This is a genomic window from Granulibacter bethesdensis CGDNIH1 (genome assembly GCF_000014285.2).
Lineage (GTDB): Bacteria > Pseudomonadota > Alphaproteobacteria > Acetobacterales > Acetobacteraceae > Granulibacter > Granulibacter bethesdensis.
In genome coordinates this window covers 853,657-870,405 of the sequence record NC_008343.2, presented here as the reverse complement: position 1 = coordinate 870,405, position 16,749 = coordinate 853,657, and the positions used below count along the sequence as shown (strand labels likewise).

Annotated in this window: 7 protein-coding genes; all 7 read left to right on the top strand. The window is 57.8% G+C overall.

The genetic code is table 11. The features are described 5' to 3' along the window. Positions 1–23 precede the first annotated feature (23 nt). The 7 genes from GBCGDNIH1_RS16235 to GBCGDNIH1_RS16205 all read left to right on the top strand — a co-directional run bounded on the left by GBCGDNIH1_RS16235 (position 24) and on the right by GBCGDNIH1_RS16205 (position 16,748). Entirely contained in the window at positions 24–2,981 is a 2,958-nt protein-coding gene (locus GBCGDNIH1_RS16235; RefSeq protein ID WP_011631459.1) for an alpha-1,4-glucan--maltose-1-phosphate maltosyltransferase, read from the top strand. A gap of 79 nt (positions 2,982–3,060) precedes the next feature. Next, positions 3,061–6,396, top strand: coding sequence for a maltose alpha-D-glucosyltransferase (treS, locus tag GBCGDNIH1_RS16230; RefSeq protein WP_011631458.1), 3,336 nt, complete (start codon positions 3,061–3,063; stop codon positions 6,394–6,396). After that, positions 6,397–8,601 carry a 1,4-alpha-glucan branching protein GlgB gene (glgB, locus tag GBCGDNIH1_RS16225; RefSeq protein WP_011631457.1) on the top strand — a complete coding sequence of 735 codons (2,205 nt, stop codon included), beginning with the start codon at positions 6,397–6,399 and terminating at the stop codon, positions 8,599–8,601. 5 nt (positions 8,602–8,606) lie between these two features. Beyond that, a complete protein-coding gene (gene treZ / locus GBCGDNIH1_RS16220; protein ID WP_011631456.1) occupies positions 8,607–10,397 on the top strand; it encodes a malto-oligosyltrehalose trehalohydrolase in 1,791 nt (596 codons plus the stop codon). Then, positions 10,394–12,406 (top strand): 4-alpha-glucanotransferase, encoded by a 2,013-nt coding sequence (gene malQ / locus GBCGDNIH1_RS16215; protein WP_011631455.1) that lies wholly within the window; start codon positions 10,394–10,396, stop codon positions 12,404–12,406. The genes treZ and malQ overlap by 4 nt, the downstream gene beginning before the upstream one ends. After that, the gene (gene treY / locus GBCGDNIH1_RS16210; protein WP_011631454.1) at positions 12,403–15,258 is read left to right on the top strand and encodes a malto-oligosyltrehalose synthase; all 2,856 of its coding nucleotides are present in this window, start codon (positions 12,403–12,405) and stop codon (positions 15,256–15,258) included. Before malQ ends, treY begins: the two co-directional genes overlap by 4 nt. Then, positions 15,255–16,748 carry an alpha,alpha-trehalose-phosphate synthase (UDP-forming) gene (locus tag GBCGDNIH1_RS16205; RefSeq protein WP_011631453.1) on the top strand — a complete coding sequence of 498 codons (1,494 nt, stop codon included), beginning with the start codon at positions 15,255–15,257 and terminating at the stop codon, positions 16,746–16,748. The genes treY and GBCGDNIH1_RS16205 overlap by 4 nt, the downstream gene beginning before the upstream one ends. The last annotated feature ends 1 nt before the right edge of the window (position 16,749 follow it).

Sequence of the window (16,749 nt, the reverse complement as noted above, 5' to 3'; positions counted from 1 at the left end):
TTTTCGGAGCAGACACCGTATCCATGCAAGTTCTGGATCAGATCGCCAAGCCAGTCAGTCAACATATGACAGGGGCAAAAGCCGTCACCCTGGCTCGCCTCCCGGCCCTCCCAGCGCTGGAGCGGGAGGAGGACTGGCAGAGCACCCTGCACCGGATGGTCCAATTCAGGCAGGACGGATTTACCCATGTCGTGGTAACGGCCCACTTTGCGGCAGATGCGGGCGGGATCAGTGTTCCCCTTCTCAGTAGCCTGATACGACAGGCGCGTGCGGCAGACATTGGCGTCATTTTGGGTATCGACACTGGTGATCTGGATGCTCTGCCATCTCTTTCTCCCATTCTGGACACGCTGGACGGCCTCCTGATTGGCGGATTGCAGGACGCCTCATCGGCAGCAATCCGTCATTTCACCGACTTGGCATCTCGGGAAGGCAGGCTGCTGATCGGGGATATGGCCGGAACACCTATTCATCGTCTTCAGGATTTCGAGCAGACAGGCCTGACCCATGTTCTTTCATCCTATCCTTGGTGGGATGGGATCGGGATATGGTTCTGGCGGGAACTGGCTGCCCTGCAACGGATTGCCGCGGTGATTCATCCGCTGCCGGAGCATGACGATGATACCCGCTTTATCTTTCAGGCTGAACTGGCGGCCATCCTGGGCACCGGTCTGTCGGTGACGGCTTCATGGGGGCAGGCGGATGATCAGGCTTCCGCCCGCAATATCGCCCTCCGTCAGGCCAATGATCGGGCGCATTTTCTGGCCAGGTTCAGTCGTAGCGCCGTGCTGATCAGTGCGCCCGGTGCAGAATTGATCGCGTGCCTGCGCAGCGGAACTGATGGGTCGGGACGTCTCCTGCTGGTAAATACCAGCACGACATCGAGTGTCACCCCTCCCGCTGATCTGCTGGCCGCGTCCCGCACAGCGCTTTCCCTGCGCAATCCTGTTCCGATCACCATCAGCCCGCTCGGCACGGTGGACATCGAGGTTTCGCCCGCTCCTCCCATTGTCGAGAGGGCGTCGCTTTCCGTCATCGACTCAGCATTGAATGCCAGCCATTGGGCACGGATTGCCATTGAAAATGTCAGCCCCGCTGTGAATGACGGAGACTTTCCCGCCCGACGCACCGTCGGTGAAACCGTCACAGTGGAAGCGGATATTCTCTGCGAAGGCCATGACGTTCAGGCAGTCAGCGTATTATGGCGCGCAAAGGATGAAACCGGCTGGCATGAAAGCCGGATGCAGCCGCTGGGCAATGATCGGTGGCAGGGTTCCTTCCCCCTGACCAGGCTGGGAGACCATGTCTTCTGTATCGAGGCATGGCGAGATGAATTCGGCACCTATCGCGAGGAACTGCGCAAAAAATACGAAGCCGGAAACGACATCACACTGGAGCTTCAGGAAGGAAGATTACTGGTCGAGCGCCTGATCGAGGGACACGCTGATGTCCCGGATGGCCTGAAAGCCCTTACCTATGCCGATGATCAAGCCACACGGGCTGCTCTGCTGGCACCCGGCACGGCAGAGCATCTGGCTTCCCTTGATCCTCGTCCATTCCGGACACGCTCAGCCTTTTATCCTGTCGAAGCAGAGCGGCAGGCGGCACGTTTTGCAAGCTGGTACGAAATATTCCCACGCTCCATGAGCGATGATCCGGAGCGCCATGGCACCTTCCGGGATGTAGAAAAACATCTGCCCCGTATCCGCGATATGGGCTTTGATGTGCTGTATTTCCCTCCGATCCATCCCATTGGTCGGCAAAACCGCAAAGGGCGCAATAATACCCTGACACCTTCGGATACCGATCCCGGCAGCCCCTATGCCATCGGATCGGAGGTGGGCGGCCATGACGCCCTTCATCCTGAACTGGGAACACTGGAGGATTTCCGGCATCTGCGCGATGAGGCCGCAAGACACGGGCTGGAATTGGCATTGGATTTCGCGGTGCAGTGTTCCCCCGACCACCCATGGCTGAAACAGCATCCAGGCTGGTTCGCATGGCGCCCGGATGGCACGATCAAATATGCTGAAAATCCGCCCAAAAAATATCAGGACATCGTCAATGTCGATTTTTACAGCGACAAGGCGATACCTGATTTATGGGTTGCCCTCTATCATGTAGTCATGATGTGGGTAACGGAGGGTGTCAGGATCTTCCGCGTGGATAATCCACACACGAAACCGTTTCCCTTCTGGCAATGGTTGATTGCGGAAATACGTAAAACCCACCCCGACACGCTGTTTCTGGCCGAGGCATTTACCCGGCCCAAAATTATGTATCGTCTGGCGAAAATCGGTTTTTCCCAGTCCTACACTTACTTTACCTGGCGCAATAGCAAGGCGGAGCTGGCGGAGTATTTGCAGGAGCTGATCGGCACATCAACGCGGGAATTTTTTAGGCCCAATTTCTTCGTCAATACGCCGGACATCAACCCCACTTTTCTCCAGACATCCGGACGCCCTGGTTTTCGTATCCGTGCTGCACTGGCAGCAACATTATCGGGATTGTGGGGCGTTTACAGTGGATTTGAACTCTGCGAAGGCCGTGCCCTGCCCGGCAAGGAAGAATATGCGGAGTCCGAAAAATACGAGATCAAGGCATGGGACTGGGATCGCCCCGGCAATATCGTCGACGACATTCGCGTGCTCAATCGTCTGCGGCGTGACAATCCGGCGCTTCAATCCCATTTGACGGTGCGGTTTCTGACGGCATGGAATGATGCCGTCCTGTTCTATGAAAAAGCGACTCCCGACCGGCAAAATGTTCTGCTGATTGCGGTGACTGTCGACCCTTTCAATGCTCAGGAAACAGACATCGAAATACCTCTCTGGCTTTGGAATCTTCCCGATCACGGTTCACTTGTGATGGAGGATCTCATCTCCGGCGATGATTTCATCTGGACCGGAAAGATCCAGCATATCCGGCTTGATCCATGGACGCGCCCCTATGCCATCTGGCGCGCCAGATCCGCCATCTGACAACACTGCCGGCGGGAAGTCTGACCAAATTTTTCCTTGTGCTTTGACTGGCCTGAAGACCAAGTTGATTGGAGTTCACATGAGCAAAAACACCGCACTGTCACCCATTGAAGATCCGCTCTGGTACAAAGATGCAATCATCTACCAGTTGCACGTCAAATCATTCTTCGATGGCGACAATGACGGAATTGGTGACTTTAAAGGACTTCTTTCAAAACTCGACTATATTGCCGAGCTCGGGGTCACGGCCATATGGCTGCTGCCTTTCTATCCTTCTCCCCGGCGCGATGACGGATATGATATTGCCGATTACAGGGGGGTCCATAAAGATTACGGATCACTGGCCGATTTCCGCCGCTTTGTAGCCGAAGCCCATGCGCGCGGGCTGAGGGTGATTACGGAGCTGGTGGTCAATCATACGTCCGACCAACACCCATGGTTCAAAAAAGCCCGGGAAAGTAAGCCCGGATCGGCAGCACGCAATTTTTATGTCTGGTCCGACGACGACAAAAAATATAGCGGCACCAGAATTATCTTTCTCGACACAGAGAAATCCAACTGGACATGGGATGAAACGGCCAAAGCCTATTTCTGGCACCGCTTCTACTCCCATCAGCCTGATCTGAATTTCGACAATCCCCGCGTCTTGCAGGAAGTTCTGTCGGTGATGCGGTTCTGGCTGGATATTGGTGTTGATGGATTGCGCCTTGATGCCGTGCCTTATCTGGTGGAGCGCGAGGGCACCAATAATGAAAACCTTCCTGAAACGCACGATATTCTGAAACGCATTCGCGCAGAACTCGATGCGCATGCGCCGGGCAGAATGCTGCTGGCAGAAGCCAATCAATGGCCGGAAGACGCGCAGCAATATTTCGGCGAGGGCGATGAATGCCATATGTCGTTTCATTTTCCGCTGATGCCCCGCATGTATATGGCCATTGCACGGGAGGACCGCTTCCCGGTCACCGACATCATGCGGCAGACACCTGAAATTCCAGCTCTCTGTCAGTGGGCGGTGTTTCTGCGCAACCATGACGAGTTGACGCTGGAAATGGTCACGGATAGCGAACGAGACTATCTATGGAGCACATACGCTGCTGATCGAAGGGCACGCATCAATCTGGGCATTCGCCGCCGTCTGGCACCGCTGCTGGAACATGACCGCCGCCGTATCGAATTGATGAACGGGTTGCTGCTCTCCATGCCGGGAACGCCGGTTATTTATTACGGCGATGAAATCGGTATGGGCGACAATATCCATCTCGGCGACCGTGATGGGGTGCGCACGCCGATGCAATGGTCCAGCGACCGCAATGGCGGTTTTTCCCGTGCTAATCCGGCAGCACTGGTTCTGCCGACGATCATGGACCCAGTCTATGGATTTCAGGCCGTCAATGTGGAAGCACAGGCAGCGGACCAGCATTCCCTGCTGAACTGGATGCGCCGCATGTTGGCGGTACGCAGGCAGTTCACGGCTTTCGGGCGCGGCACGCTGCGTTTCCTGTATCCGGAGAACCGTAAAGTTCTGGCCTATCTGCGTGAACATGAGGATAGCGGCAATGAGCAGACCATTCTCTGTATCTGCAATCTGTCCCGCTCGGCGCAGGCAGTCGAGCTGGACATCAGCGCCTTCAGTGGACGCGTCCCGGTGGACATGGTCGGTGGCTCTGCTTTTCCCCCCGTTGGGCAATTGCCGTATCTGTTGACGCTACCCCCTTATGGTTTCTTCTGGTTCGTGCTGGCCCAGAGCGAGCATCTGCCACATTGGTACACGCCCCCATCCGAATCCCTGCCGGATTATGCAACGGTGGTGATCCGTTCCGACATCAGCGAGGTTCTGGAAGCACAGAACCGCAAAATTCTGGAAACTGAAAGCCTCCCCGCCTATCTGCCCAAACGGCGCTGGTTCGGCGCGAAAGGCGAAAGGGTCAAAGCCGCACGCTTTGCCTACATGGCGCGCCTCGGCGGCCATGAGGGTGATCCGGTGCTGCTGGGTGAGGTCGAAGTTCAGCTCGGCTCATTTACCGAACGTTATACGCTTCCACTCGGTATTGTGTGGGAGGATGATATCAGCAGCCCGCTGGTCGCACAGCTTGCCCTGGCCCGTGTACGACGTGGACGAAGGGTGGGCTATCTTACCGATGCCTTCGCGGTGGACAGCCTGACGGGCGCACTGATGACAAGCCTGCGCCGTGCTGCCAATAATCACAGCTCATTGAGCGTGGATGATGGCACAATAGAATTTCGTCCGACCCCCCTTCTGGCGGAGCTTACTTTGCCGCCGGATCCGGAAATTCGCCGTCTTTCAGCCGAACAGTCCAATTCTTCGCTGATTTTGGGAGAAACGATCGTCTTCAAGCTGATCCGTCGTGTCAGCAGCGGTATCCATCCCGAGGGCGAGATGACGCGGGTGCTGACTGAACGCGGCTTTGCGAATACAGCACCGCTTTATGGCGAGATGGTGCGGATCGGCCCCGATGGCACACCGCATACGCTGGCGCTGGCACAGGGCTTCGTACGCAATCAGGGCGATGCGTGGCAATGGACGCTGGATTTCCTCAGCCGGGCGGTGGAGGAATATGCCGTCACCGGTCGCAGTGGCACAACGGAAAGTGACCTGTTCGGCGGTTATAATGTGCTGGCCTCCGCTATCGGCCGTCGTCTTGCGGAAATGCATGCGATCCTGACATGGCCCGATGACAATCCTGATTTCAGCCCTGTTGCCGTCGATGTCCATGACTTGCAGGGCTGGGCCGACAGTGCGCGGGAACAGGTGCGCGACGCCTTCCGCCTGCTACATGGCATGACGGAGTTTGCTTCCAACGAAACTGCCGATCAGGTCAGAGCTCTGCTAGCTCAGGAGGCGGAAATAGTAGAACGCCTCGATACACTCGCCACAAAGGGAGCAGGCGCAATAAAGACCCGGATTCACGGGGATTTCCATCTTGGACAAGTGCTGGTCGTGCAGGATGACGCCTACCTGATCGATTTCGAGGGCGAGCCTGCCCGTCCGCTGGAGCAGCGACGCGCCAAAGGCAATGGTTTGCGAGACGTTGCGGGTTTGCTGCGCAGTTTTGACTATGCGGCCTCCTCCGGCGGCATGTCGCTGACCATTGCCGGCGCTGCACAGATGACGGAACGACGGGATCATTTGTTGCAACAGTTCCGGCAGAGTGCCACACGCAGTTTCCTTGATGCCTATCTGGAGGTTTTGCGTTCAGCAGATACGCCCTGGGTTCAGCCGGAAGGGATCGAGCCACTGCTGACGCTGTTCCTGATTGAAAAAGCTGCCTACGAAATACGCTACGAAGCCGCCAACCGGCCGGGCTGGATCGGCATTCCAGTGGCGGGGCTGTACCATCTGGTTTTCGGTGCATCCCCCTCCTCTCCGGCTACCGATGAAGGACATTCCTGAATGAATGCGCTGGACCCAGACACCCTCATCCATCCCGATGTAGCCACCGCGATCATACATGGCCGGCATGGCGATCCGTTCAGCGTATTGGGCATCCATACCACCCGTGAGGGTGTGGTCCTGCGCAGCTTCCAACCTGAAGCCACCAGCGTGGTGGCGATAAATCCGGAGAGTGGACAGGAGATCGCCACACTGCACCGTGTGCATGGCGACGGAATTTTTGCCGCCCGTCTGCCGGGCAGGACAGGTTACCGCCTGAAAATCGTGACCGCGACCGGGACGGATATCATAGATGATCCCTATGTTTTTCCTAATCTGCTTGGCGATCTGGATGTTTACCTGCTGGCTGAAGGGCGGCATGAGGATCTAGGACGTGTTTTGGGTGCCCATGTCACCACCATGCACAGTCCGGACGGACGGGAGGTCGAAGGGGTCCGTTTCGCGGTATGGGCGCCAAATGCCACCCGTGCCTCCGTGATTGGCAGCTTCAACCATTGGGACGGCCGCTGCCACCCCATGCGCAAACGCGTGGAGGCAGGGGTATGGGAGCTGTTCATTCCCGGTCTGACCGCAGGAACGATCTATAAATACGAATTGCTCGGCCCGAACGGAGAGCTTTTACCTTTGAAAGCCGATCCGGTGGCCTGGTATGCGGAAATTCCTCCTGCCACGGCTTCGATCGTCGCCTCCCCTGCTCCGTTTCAGTGGACGGACGAACAATGGATGCAGCAGCGCGGCAGATTACAGGCGGCTGACCAGCCGATTTCGATTTATGAGGTTCATCCAACCTCCTGGATGCCGGCGAAATGTGGAGACTGGAACACTCTTGCCGATCGGCTGATTCCCTATGTGCAGTCGCTGGGCTTTACCCATGTCGAATTTCTGCCGGTCATGGAACATCCGTTCGGCGGTTCATGGGGCTATCAACCGCTCGGGCAGTTTGCGCCGATGGCACGTCTCGGCACACCGGAATCCTTTGCTTCTCTGGTGAACCGACTGCATGAAGTGGGTATCGGCGTTATTCTCGACTGGGTACCTGCGCATTTTCCCACTGATGCGCATGGGCTGGCCCGCTTCGATGGCACCGCACTTTACGAACATGAAGACCCGCGCGAGGGTTATCACTACGACTGGAATACCTACATCTATAATCTGGGCCGCAATGAAGTACGGGCCTTCCTGATTTCCAGCGCAGTTCACTGGCTTACTTATTTCCATGCTGATGCGCTGCGCGTCGATGCCGTCGCTTCCATGCTGTATCGCGATTACAGCCGCAAGCATGGTGAATGGATACCGAACATGTATGGTGGCCGGGAAAATCTGGAATCCGTCAGTTTCCTTCAACATCTCAGCACTGTTGTGAAATCCCGTGCACCGGGCGCCGTTCTGATCGCTGAGGAAAGCACCGCATGGCCGGGTGTTACCAGACCAGCCCATGAAGGCGGGTTGGGCTTCGACTATAAATGGAACATGGGATGGATGCATGACACGCTGCATTATATGCAGGAAGACCCCGTCAATCGCAGCTGGCATCATGATCAGATGACGTTTGGACTGGTCTATGCCTTCAGCGAGAAATTTGTTCTTCCGCTTTCGCATGATGAAGTCGTGCATGGGAAACGTTCCTTGCTTGGGCGCATGCCGGGCGATGAATGGCAGCGTTTTGCCAATCTGCGTGCCTATTATGGCTTCATGTGGACGCATCCCGGCAAAAAGCTGCTGTTTATGGGCGGCGAGATTGCCCAGGAACAGGAATGGAGCGAAGGCCATGGTACCGACTGGTATCTGCTGGACCGCCCGAACCATCAGGGTGTTCAACGTCTGGTGGCCGATCTGAACATGCTGTATCGCGCGGAACCGGCCCTGTATCGCAAGGATTGCGCGTGGGATGGTTTTTCATGGCTGGTGATCGACGACAGGACGCAGAGCGTTTTCGCCTATATGCGGTACGGAGCAGATTCCGATGCTCCGGTTCTGGTGGTGTGCAATCTGACACCCGTACCACGTCATGATTATCGAATTGGTGTGCCGCAGGGTGGATACTGGCGGGAAATTCTCAACACGGACGCGGGAATTTATGGCGGCTCCAATACCGGCAATGGCGGGGGACGCATGGCGGATGCAACGCCCAGCCATCACCATCCCGCATCCCTGCAACTGACGCTACCACCACTGGCAACCATCATTCTGAAGCCGGAAAGCTGATCGCAATGGCGCGGTATAAATGGCCCACCAGACATGGCGTGATGCGAAAGGACGACATCACCCGTTTCCGCATCTGGGCACCGGATATCACCCTCATGTCACTCCAGATTCAGGGTCATGATCCTGTACCGATGCAGGCCCTTGATGGCGGCTGGCATGAGTATGAACAGAGTGCATCTGCCGGAACCAGATATAAATTCATCCTGCCTGATGGGCTTGCTGTTCCTGACCCTGCCTCTCGCTGTCAGGACGGAGATGTACATGGCTGGAGCATCGTCACCGATCCCGCTACCTATGTCTGGAAGCATACGGAATGGAAAGGCCGGCCATGGCATGAAGCCATTCTCTATGAACTTCATCCAGGCGCTTTTGGCGGATTCAAAGGCATCGTCGATTATCTGCCTTCCCTCAAAACTATCGGGATCACCGCTCTTGAACTCATGCCGTTGGCTGATTTTCCGGGAGCGAGAAACTGGGGATATGACGGTGTTCTACCCTATGCCCCCGATACGGCGTATGGCAGCCCGGACGATCTGAAAGCTTTGATAGACACTGCGCACGGGCTGGGCCTGATGGTCTATCTGGATGTGGTATACAATCATTTCGGGCCTGATGGTGCCTATGCCCATGTTTATGCCAAAGATTTTTTTGACGAAAGCAAACATACGCCTTGGGGTGCCGCCATCGATTTTACACGGTCGGAGGTTCAGGATTATTTCGTCGACAACGCGCTTTACTGGCTGAACGAATTCCGCTTTGACGGGCTTCGCTTCGATGCCACCCATGCCATAGAGCCACAATCTTTTTTGCCGGACATGGCGCGCCTGATTCGGGAACAAATCACGCCATCAGACCGTCATGTGCATCTGATGCTGGAACATGAGGGCAATGTTTCCCCCCTGCTCCGCCCGGCCAAGAACGGCGCATATTACGACGCGCAATGGACTGACGATTTCCATCACTGTCTCCATGTGCTGCTGACCGGAGAAACCGAAGGATATTATGAAGATTTCGAGGATGCTACCAACCTTCTGGCACGTTGTCTGAGTGACGGCTTCGCCTATCAGGGAGAAGTATCACGCCATAGCGGCCAGCATCGTGGCCATCCCGCCGATGGGCTGCCTACGACCGCTTTCATCATCTGCCTGCAAAATCATGACCAGATCGGCAATCGTGCCATGGGGGAGCGTCTGATCACCCTGACGGATCATGACGCCTTACGGGCGGCTACCGCGTTGCAGATCCTTATGCCTCAAATACCTCTGCTTTATATGGGCGAGGAATGGGAATCACATACACCATTTTTGTTTTTTACTGACCATCACGACGAACTTGCCGACGCCGTCAGAGAAGGACGGCGGGCTGAGTTCAAACATTTCTCCGCCTTTCAGGATCCGGAAAAACGGGAGCATATCCCTGACCCAAATGCCGAGACGACCTTTACCCGCTCAATCCCCGACTTTAGCGCTGCTCAGACACAGCAGGGGCGGGATGCACTGGCATTCCGGCAGATACTGCTGTCACTGCGTCATACTCTGTTGCTGCCCCGCCTGGCAGGAACACGCAGCGCAGGGGTTGATATTCTAGGTCAGGGCGCCCTGCTGGCACGGTGGAAGCTGGGAGATGGCGCACTCATGAGTATCGGCATCAATCTCGGCACAGAACCGGTTCCCCTGCCTCCGATAGCCGGAAAAGCCATTTTCAGTACGCGCGACCCATCCTCCAATCACACCCTGTTGCCGGTAGCCACCACCGCGCTATGGTTCAAGGAAGCCAGCGCCGAGGATGTTCCGTGATTGATGAAGACCTCCATCGCCTTGCCGACCGTGCCGGAGTATCTACCTGGTACAGAGATGCTTTCGGACATGATAATGCCGTCTCCCCGGATACATTGCGGGCCGTATTGCGGGCAATAGGACTGCCCGGCGACAGTCCGGGCCAGATTGCGGACAGCCTCGCCATTCTTCAGGCACGGGAAGACGGGCGGCATCTTCCTCCCCTGATGACCGCCGATGCGGGGCAGCCCATTTCGCTCGGGCAGCAGGAAGGCGCGTGGGAACTGACGCTGGAGAACGGCACACGCCGCAGCGGAACACTCAATCCTGGCGAAAGCCTGCCACCCATTGAAGAACCCGGTTATCACAGTCTGGAAATAGCCGGACAGCGCATCACTATTGCCAATGCTCCGGCCGAGTGCAAACGCCCCCGTCATGGAAGCTGGGGGGTGGCAGCACAGCTTTATGCCCTCCGCCGCGAAGGAGATGGGGGCATTGGTGATTTCGCCGCGCTGGCCCGCTTTGCTCCCGCCGCCGCACGGCAGGGTGCGCACGCGATCGGCATCAGTCCGGTCCATGCCCAGTTCAGCGCCGATCCGGACCGATTCAGCCCGTATTCTCCCTCCAGCCGTATTGCGCTCAATGTGCTGCATGGCGACGATGCCGGTCTTCTGGACGGTTTTTCCTTCCCGGAAGGAGAGGCCGAGCGCCAGCATCTGGAAAGCCTCAGCCTGATTGACTGGCCTGCCGCCACGCGTCTGCGTCTGCGCCGCTATCGCGCCCTGTTCGATGCGCTGGGCGGCACCCATCCCGACTTCACCGCATGGCGGGCCGGTCCTGGCAAAATGGTGGAGGACCACGCCCGTTTTGAAGCCCTGCACGGGCATTTCTTCGGAACCGACCCGTCCCGCTGGAACTGGCGGAGCTGGCCGGAGGAGTATCGTCACCCTGCCTCCCTCACCGTACAGCGTTTTGCAGTCGAGCATGCAAAAGAAGTCGATTTCCATGCCTTCCTGCAATTTCTGGCCGAGCGTGGGCTGGCTCATGCCCAGCATGCTGCGCGGGAAAGCGGGATGGAGATCGGGCTGATCACCGATCTCGCCGTCGGCACGGATGGAGGCGGCAGTCATTGCTGGAGCCGGCAGAAAGAAACGCTGATCGGCCTGTCCGTAGGCGCACCCCCCGATCTGCTCAGTCCGCAGGGGCAGGATTGGGGCCTGACGGCTTTCTCCCCCGTCGGTCTGATGGAGCAAGGATTCAGCGCTTTCATTGAAATGCTGCGCGCCGCCCTGCGCCATGCGGGCGGGGTACGGATCGATCATGTGATGGGTATTGCCCGGCTTTGGGTGTTGCCGGAAGGCGCGCGCGCGACCGAAGGCGCTTATCTGCGCTTTCCGTTGCAGGATATGCTGCGCCTGATCGCGCTGGAAAGCCATGCGCATCAGGCATTGGTCCTGGGCGAGGATCTGGGGACCGTACCGGAAGGGTTTAGTGACGCGCTTCAGGCCCGTGCCGTACATGGATTGCGTGTGCTGTATTTCGAGCGCGGAGAACATGGCTTCAAACCGCCTGAATATTATTCCCGCACCGCCGTCGCCATGACCAGCACGCACGACCTTGCCCCCGTTGCGGGGTGGTGGAGCGGCCATGATCTGGAAACCCGGAAGTCACTCGGCTTGCTGGGTGACGACACGGCTATCTGGCTCAGTTACGAAGAACGCGAGCGTGACAGACAAGCCCTGTGGGGTGCCATGCAGGCATCGGGCGCGGCTCAAGGCGATGCGCCCGAGGCACATAATACCAGCCCTGCCGTGGATGCAGCGATCCGTCATATCGGCCGTACGAACTCGACCCTCGTGCTGTTGCCGATAGAAGATGCGCTCGGATTACGCGAACAGCCGAATCTTCCGGGGACTTACAGGGAACATCCGAACTGGCGCCGTCGTTTCAATGGAGCAGCGGAAGCATTGTTCGACTCCCCGGACGTGTCGCATCGCTTGCAGGAATTGGAAAAAAGCCGCCCCTCATGAGCATCAGCGCCACGGCCAGACTGCAATTCCACAAGGATTTCACCCTCGCCGATGGCACGAAACTGGTCCCCTATCTGGCCAGTCTGGGTATCAGCCATCTCTATGCCTCCCCTTTGCTGAAGGCGCGTCCCGGATCGACTCACGGCTACGACATTGTCGATCACACTCAGCTGAACCCCGAAATCGGGGATGAGGCAGCGCTGCAAACGATGGTCGCTGCTTTACGGCAGCACGATATGGGTTTGATCCTGGATATCGTGCCCAACCATATGGGGGTCGGCGGCACCGATAATCTCTGGTGGCTCGACGTGCTGGAATGGGGACGCTCCAGCCCCTATGCCGAGTTTTTTGACATTGACTGGGATCCACCGGATTCATCCCTGCGCGGTCGTATACTGGCACCTTTTCTCGGCAGCCCCTACGGCGACGCTCTGGACCAGGGCGATATCACCCTTCATTTTGATGATCAGGACGGGCGGCTTTTTATCAGCTGCTATGGGTCTCACCGCTTTCCCGTGACCCCGCGGGAATATGTGACGATTTTGTCCGCCGAAGGTGGCCGGCTGGAGGAAATCGCCCGCGACATCGCCGAACTTCCTGCGGGCCGCGACAGCACCCGACGGCAGGTCGAAGACTTGCGGCAGCAATTGCGCGAGCCTTCCCTGCGGAGCGGAATAGATCATGCCCTGCGCGCCTTCGATCCTCATCAGCCGGCGGGGCGGGAACGCCTGCACCGCCTGCTGGAACGGCAGCATTACCGGCTGAGCTTCTGGCGGGCAGCCTCCGATGAGATCAACTGGCGGCGGTTTTTCGACATCAACGGTCTTGCCGGGGTTCGGGTCGAAGTGCCGCATGTGTTCGATGCAACCCATGAGTATACGCTTTCCCTTTATACGCGTGGGCTGATCGATGGGCTGCGGATCGACCATGTAGACGGGCTGGCAGATCCTCGCGGCTATTGCCGGAAGCTGCGGCGCAGGCTTGAAGCCGCAACGGAAAGCAGGCCGGTGGAGTTGCGACATATTAAACCGGTGATCTGGGTGGAGAAAATCCTCGCCCCGCATGAGAAACTGCCTGCCGACTGGCTGACCGATGGCACCACCGGCTATGATTTCATGAGTCAGGTGTCAGCCCTGCTGCATGATCCGTACGGAGAAGCGCCGCTGACGCATTTCTGGACCAGCCTCACGCATCGTCCCGGTGATTTCGAGGATGAGGCCAAGGCGGCCAGACGGCAAATTCTACGCGAAAGCCTGTCCAGCGAGACCTTTGCCACAGCTGCCGCCCTGCATCGTCTTGCCCGCCGCGATCCACATACGCGGGATTATACGCTCACCGCCATCCGACGGGTACTGGTCGAAATTCTGGTTCATTTCCACGTGTATCGTATCTATGCCGGGCTTGGAGGGATGGCGGAATCTGATGAGCGGGAGTTGGACTGGGCGATTGCCGGGGCCCGGAAAACCGTACGCTCTGCTGATATCGGCCTGCTTGATCTGGTCGGAAGATGGCTGGCCGGCAGCGGGCTGCGGCAGGTGCCGGCAGGACCCAGGCGTCAGGAATGGTTACGCGCCATGGTACGGTTCCAACAGCTTTCCGCCCCGACCAATGCCAAATCGGTGGAGGATACGGCATTTTATCGCTATGGACGCCTGCTGTCCCGCAATGAAGTCGGCGCCGAGCCGCAGCAATTCGCGCTGACTCCAGCCGCCTTTCATGCCGCCAATACGGACCGTCGCAAACGCTGGCATCGCGGCCTGCTGGCCACTGCCACCCATGACCACAAACGTGGCGAGGATACACGCGCACGCATCGCGGTTCTGTCCGAACTTCCAGAGATCTGGGAAAACGCCGTCATGCGGTGGAGCCGCCTGAACGCGCCCCTGCGACGGGAGATCGAGCATCATCCGGCACCCGACGAAGCCGATGAGGCCATGCTGTATCAGATGCTGATCGGCGCATGGCCCTTTGGCCTGTCACCCGACAACAGGGAAGGCATGGCCATTTTCATCGAGCGTATCGCGGCATGGCAGGAAAAAGCATTGCGGGAGGCCAAGCGCCACTCCGAGTGGGCTGCACCCGATGAGGCATATGAATCCGCCTGCCGCAGTTTTCTGTCCGATCTGCTCAATCCGGACCGCCCGGCAAAAGTAGCACAGGACATGGCGGCTTTCGCATCCGGTATCATGGCAGCAGGCGCCTGCAACAGCCTGTCGCAGACTCTGCTGAAAGCGACATCCCCCGGAATCCCCGATCTCTATCAGGGGGCAGAGTTCTGGGATTTCAGTCTGGTCGACCCTGATAACCGTCGACCAGTTGATTTTCCATCCCGCATGGCCGCTTTGCAGGATGAAAACAAGGCAGAGGCAGCCAGTCTGGCCGGGCACTGGCATGACGGACATATCAAGCAGGCAATTCTGGCGGCTGCCTTGCGCTTGCGCCGCCGGGCACCAGGCCTGTTCGAAGCAGGAACCTATCTGCCGTTAAAGGTGGAAGGGCCTCAATCCGGCCATATTCTTGCCTTTGTTCGGGCGCATGAGGGACGTGCTGCGCTGACAGCTGTCACAAGGCTGACGGTGCGGCTGCGAAATGAAGATGATTTTTCCTCTTCCCCGGCTCAGCCTCACTCTGGCAGCAACGGTTCCTTGCCCCTTGCGGAGCAGACGCAGTCAGAACTGTGGACCGTTCCGGCAACGTCATGGAAAGGAACTTTCATCCACGTACCGCGTCAGTTTCAGGGCCGAAAGGTCAAAAATCTGCTGGATGGGATGGAGACGAACGCTCTGCCTGCCCGGATAAGGGCGGAAGATCTGTTCAATATCCTTCCTGTCGCTCTGCTGGAGGCAGGATGAGTCGTCTGGTCGTCATATCCAACCGCGTGCCGCTGCCAGGCAACGATTCGCTTGCTGGGGGGCTTGCTGTCGCCTTGTCGGGTCTGCTGCAAAGCAAGGGAGGATTATGGTTCGGCTGGAGTGGTCGGATCAGTGACGATGGGGAAGATACCATCCACCATCAGGCTGACGGGCAGGTTGATTACGCGACCATCGATCTGTGCCGTCATGAGCATGACGGATTTTATAATCGCTTCGCTAACGGCACTCTCTGGCCATTGTTGCACGGAATGCCCGATCTGGTGCGCTTTCGTCAGCAGGATGCAGCGACTTACCGGGCGGTCAACCAACGTTTCGCCGACCTTGTGTCCACACTGCTGAAACCCGACGACTTCATCTGGATTCACGATTATCATTTCCTGCCCCTGGCCGGCATGCTGCGCCAGAAAGGGTTGCGTAATCCGATCGGCTTTTTCCTGCATATTCCGTTCTGTATGCATGAAACCCTTCAGACCGTACCCGGCATGGACGGGTTGGTACGCGAGATGCTGCAAGCCGATCTGATTGGTTTCCAGAGCACCTCCGATATGGACCATTTCAGTCAGGCCGCCCATCAGGCCGGTCTTGTAAAAGGTTTACCTCCCACCCTGGAAACCATGCAGGGGCACCGCGTCAGACTCGGTGTCTTTCCTGCCGCCATTGATGCACGCGGTTTTGCACAGACCGCCAGCATCGCGATGGAAGGGCCGGAATATCGCGCCCTTCAGGAAAGTCTGGGCACGCAATCCCTGATTCTGGGGGTTGATCGGCTCGATCCCACCAAAGGCTTGCGGCAGAAAATCGGGGCCTATCGCCAGTTTCTGCTTCGGCATCCAGAGTGGCGCGAACTGACCAGCCTGTTACAGATTGCCGCTGCCTCACGTCAGGATGTCGAGGCCTATCGTCGACTGAAAGAAGATGTCACGCGGGAAGCAGGGGCCATCAATGCAGAGATGGGCACACCGCACTGGCAGCCTCTGCGCCTTGTCACGCAGGCTGGCCGGAGGGAGATTATTGCCGGTTATATGCGGCTGGCCAAAGTTGCGCTGGTGACGCCAGCGCGGGACGGCATGAATCTGGTCGCCAAGGAATTTATCGCCGCCCAGCGCCCGGAAGACCCCGGTGTGCTGATCCTTTCCCGATTCGCCGGTGCGGCTGATCATCTGGAGGAGGCGCTCATCGTCAATCCTCATGATCAGGATTCACTTGCCGAGACGATTGCACGGGCGCTCTCCATGCCTCTGGCCGAACGCCGGGCGCGATGGGAAGCGTTGTGGCAGAGACTACAGCAGGAAGACCCCGTCAAATGGGGCCGGTCCTTCCTTGCTTCCCTGATGCGTTCTACGCACCATCCTGCTTCGTACATACCAACAAATAGACTCCCCCATACTCATACCTCCATCATCCGGGCCGGATCCCGACCGGTCGGGGTTCATAAGCAGGGTGCTTCCAAAAACTTCTCCCATCATTGAA